The organism is Kocuria sp., from assembly GCF_030536815.1.
Lineage (GTDB): Bacteria > Actinomycetota > Actinomycetes > Actinomycetales > Micrococcaceae > Kocuria > Kocuria gwangalliensis.
Genome location: NZ_JAUNPE010000219.1, coordinates 1 through 3,012 on the forward strand (window position 1 = coordinate 1; position 3,012 = coordinate 3,012).

The following is a 3,012-nucleotide window of genomic DNA, read 5'->3' on the forward strand; positions in this document are numbered from 1 at the left end:
GTCATGTCCCCTCCGGTCACCGACCGGAGGGGACATTGTGTGTTAGACATACTGTGATCCGCTAAGGCTGCTGTGGATCACACCGATCAACCGTTCCCCGGGCACTGTTTCCGCGGGCAGTTGAGCGGCCCCCCACCCCCCCCCGCACGTAAGGCCACCATGTCCGCCACACCCCATGTCGTAGCAATTGTTCCGTGCCACAACGAAGAAGGCGCCATTGCCAAGGTCGTTTCCGATCTCCACGCGACGCTCCCCGGTATCGACGTCTACGTGTATGACAACTGCTCCACGGATCGCACGGCACAGGTGGCCGAGCGTGCGGGAGCCCATGTGCGCCACGAGACGGAGAAGGGCAAGGGCAACGTGGTTCGTCGGGCCTTCGCGGATCTCGACGCGGACGTCTATCTCCTGATCGACGGGGACGACACGTACGACGTGGCCGACGCTCCCGGCATGATCGACACCCTCCTGGCCGGGCCCTACGACCACGTGCTGGGAGTGCGCAAGCAGGTGTCGGAGACGGCCTACCGGTCCGGTCACGCGTCGGGGAACAAGTTTTTCAATTCCATGGTCAGCTTCGCCTTCCGGCGCGAGGTGTCCGACATGCTCAGCGGCTACCGCGTGTTTTCCCGGCGCTTCGTCAAATCCTTCCCGGCACTGTCGCGTGAGTTCGAGATCGAGACGGAACTGACGATCCACGCCGTGAATGAGCGGGTACCTCAGACCGAGGTCCAGGTGGGCTTCCGTGATCGCGCCGAGGGTACCGAGAGCAAGTTGCGCACCTACCACGACGGTTTCCGGATTCTGCGCATCTTCTCCCAGCTGCTGTTCCATGAGCGCCCGTTCCTGATCACGAGTATTTTCTCCGGGATCCTCGCGGCCCTGGGGCTCGTGTTCGGACTGCCCGTTGTGGTCGAGTACTTCCAGACGGGCATGGTGCCGCGTTTTCCCACGGCGTTCCTGGCCTCCGCGCTGTTCATCCTGGCAGGGGTGTTCCTCCTCATGGGTGTGCTGCTCAACGGTCAGGTGAAAATGCGCAGGGAGGCCTCGCGGTTGTTCTACCTCCGGTTACCGGCGCCGCCGTTCGGCGCGAAATCCCCGCGCAGTTCACGGCTCACGGACCACACGACCACCGAGGATGTTGCCTGATGGACGTCTCCCGTTACATGAGCCGAGAAATGCTCCGGCGTCACCTCAACCGAGAAACCCTTCACCGCGTCAAGGACGACTGGCGGTGGCGGCCGTTCCTCAAGGGCCTGGGAGTCCTGGTCGCCCTGCAATTCGTGCTGTTCGGACTGCTCATCGTGGGGCAGGCCGTTCCGGACAAACCGATCGTGGACAACCTCGTGTCCTCGATCGAGAAGAACACCTACGGCCCGAGTGGAATCCCTGATCGGATGGGTACCCAGTCGGACACGTTCACCGAATGCGTGGTGGTGGGAACCGGACTCGGAGCGCCCCCGGACGAGTCCGCCCTGAGCCGGGCCGCGCGCATGCCGCGCATCGACAACTGCGCCGGCGGCAAGCAGGACATCGCGGAACTGGCGCAGGGCAAGGTGTTCGAGGACAGTAACTATTACAAGTACTGGGCCGGCTATACCATCATCACGCGTCCCTTACTGGCCACGGTCGGTCTCGAAGGCCTGCGCATCGTCTCCGGCACCCTGATGATCGCGGGGCTGTTCGCCGCCCTGGTGCTGGTCCGGTCGAAAACATCCACCGCGGTGACCATTGCGCTGTTCCTCCCGTTCGTCATGGGGACCAATATGCTCTCCACCCCCTCCACGTCGTTCAGCCAGTCCATTGCCATCACGTTCATTTTTCTCTCGGTGATTCTCACCGCGGTGGGATTCACGAGGTCCACGTACCTGGGCCTGTTGGGCGCGGGAGTGGGGGCGGCAATGTTCTGCTACGTGGACCTGCTGACCACACCGGCCATCCCGTGGGCCATGTCCGCCTTCGTATTGACTGCGGCGGTCTGGTACCGCGAACGTGACCTCAGGAGCGCGGCGACCTGGGGTGTGCTGGCCGCCGTGGTGTGGCCTGCCGCCTTCGGTCTCACCTGGGTGTTCCGCTGGATCTTCGGGGCGCTGTTCTTGGGAATCGGCGAGACGATCGCCATGGTTCGACAAAATGTCGGGTTCCGGACCGGCGGGAGTTTCGGGGGCGTCTCGGACGCGTTCGGTGCGGGCGTCGCCAGCAACGTGTCGTTCTGGTGGAACAACGTTCCCACCGCCCAGTTCGTCTTCTACGGATGTCTGATTGCCGCGGCCATCGGCCTTGTCCTGGCCGTGCACCGCGGGGGAGTGGGCCGCCTCAAGATCGCGGGCGTGCTCGCGCTGCCCCTGTTGATCCCGCCGTTGTGGTACATCGTGGTCAGCAATCACTCTCAGATTCACGAGTTCTTCGTCAATCGCGGGGTGCCCGCCGCGCTGGCCGTGTTCACGGCAGCGTGCTGGGCCGCAGCGGTCCGAACAGCGCCTCCCGTGGGAGAACGCATCCCCATCGAGGTGCCCGAGACCACGGCAGGGTCCACGTCGGTTGGTTCGCTCCCGCATGACGGCGGTAGTGTAGGGCGTTGAGACCTGACCAGTGACTTGAGGAAAGCAGGCCGTAGCACGTGAGCAAAGCCAGTGATGAGAGGTTACCCGAGCTCGATGACCAGTCATCGGGTGCCGTAGGCCCCACCGGCCGTCCCGTGCGCACCTTCCCGGATCCGCCCGAACTCACGGAGCACGGTCCCGCCCGCATCATCGCCATGGTGAACCAGAAGGGTGGCGTGGGTAAAACCACCTCCACCATCAACCTGGGTGCCGCGCTCGCGGAAACCGGCCGCAAGGTGCTCCTGGTGGACTTCGACCCGCAGGGCGCACTGTCCGCCGGTTTCGGATCCAACCCGCACGAGCTGGACCTGACCATCTACAACGTGATGATGGACCGCTCGGTGGACGTGTGGGACGTGGTGCAGGAAACCCACGTGCCCAACGTGGACCTGCTGCCGGCCAACATCGA

3 protein-coding genes are annotated in these 3,012 nt (G+C 64.0%); all 3 read left to right on the forward strand.

Features of this window, described 5'->3' with window-relative positions:
• The first annotated feature begins 159 nt into the window (after positions 1 to 159).
• Positions 160 to 1,149, forward strand: coding sequence for a glycosyltransferase (locus tag Q4E95_RS12345; RefSeq protein WP_303383584.1), 990 nt, complete (start codon positions 160 to 162; stop codon positions 1,147 to 1,149).
• Positions 1,149 to 2,582 (forward strand): hypothetical protein, encoded by a 1,434-nt coding sequence (locus Q4E95_RS12350; RefSeq protein WP_303383585.1) that lies wholly within the window; start codon positions 1,149 to 1,151, stop codon positions 2,580 to 2,582. Before Q4E95_RS12345 ends, Q4E95_RS12350 begins: the two co-directional genes overlap by 1 nt.
• A gap of 38 nt (positions 2,583 to 2,620) precedes the next feature.
• Positions 2,621 to 3,012, forward strand: a 392-nt coding sequence (locus Q4E95_RS12355) for a ParA family protein (protein WP_303383586.1), incomplete at its 3' end; no start/stop codon positions are given.